Consider the following 691-nt stretch of genomic DNA (forward strand, 5'->3'; position numbering starts at 1 on the left):
CGTTGGAGCTGCTCGGTGTGCAGGGCAACCTGCCCGACATCCAGCAGGCAATCGACTACCAGGACAAGCAGATCGCCCTCGCCGGGCTGGCGCACTTCCTGAACCTCGACCGCGGCGGCTCGCACGCACTCGCGTCGGTGCTGGCCGACCCGTTCGTGCAGTCCTTGAACGCATTCGCCGAGACGATCGCGGACACCGCGACTGCGCACATCGTCGAGGACCTGGTCGACGTGAACTGGGGTGAAGACGAACCGGCCCCGCGAATCGTGTTCGACGAGATCGGCTACGACGACTGGTGGGGCGGCGGGGTCAGCTCGAAGCAGTTCGCCCAAGACCTGTCCGCGATCGAGTCCGACTCGATCACCGTGCGGGTGAACTCGCCCGGCGGTGACGTGTTCGAGGGCATTGCGATCCTCAACGCGCTCCGCAACCACAAGGCCCGGATCACGGTCTACGTCGACGGCCTCGCAGCGTCCGCGGCGAGCTTTATCGCGATGGCCGGCGACGAAGTCGTCATGTGCCGCAACGCGGAGATGATGATCCATGACGCCTGGGGCTACTGCTCCGGGAACGCCGCCGAGATGCGCAAGATGGCTGCCGATCTCGACCGGGTCAGCGACAACATCGCCTCGATCTACGCCGAGCGCACCGACACCACGGCCGCCGAATGGCGCGACGTGATGAAGGAAGA

1 protein-coding gene is annotated in these 691 nt (G+C 65.8%); it reads left to right on the forward strand.

Annotated features, from left to right (window positions below):
- Nucleotides 1-691, forward strand: a 691-nt coding sequence (locus AC1DYG_RS18710) for a head maturation protease, ClpP-related (RefSeq protein ID WP_477641373.1), incomplete at both ends; no start/stop codon positions are given.

Source organism: Pedococcus sp. P1_H8 (genome assembly GCF_056405175.1).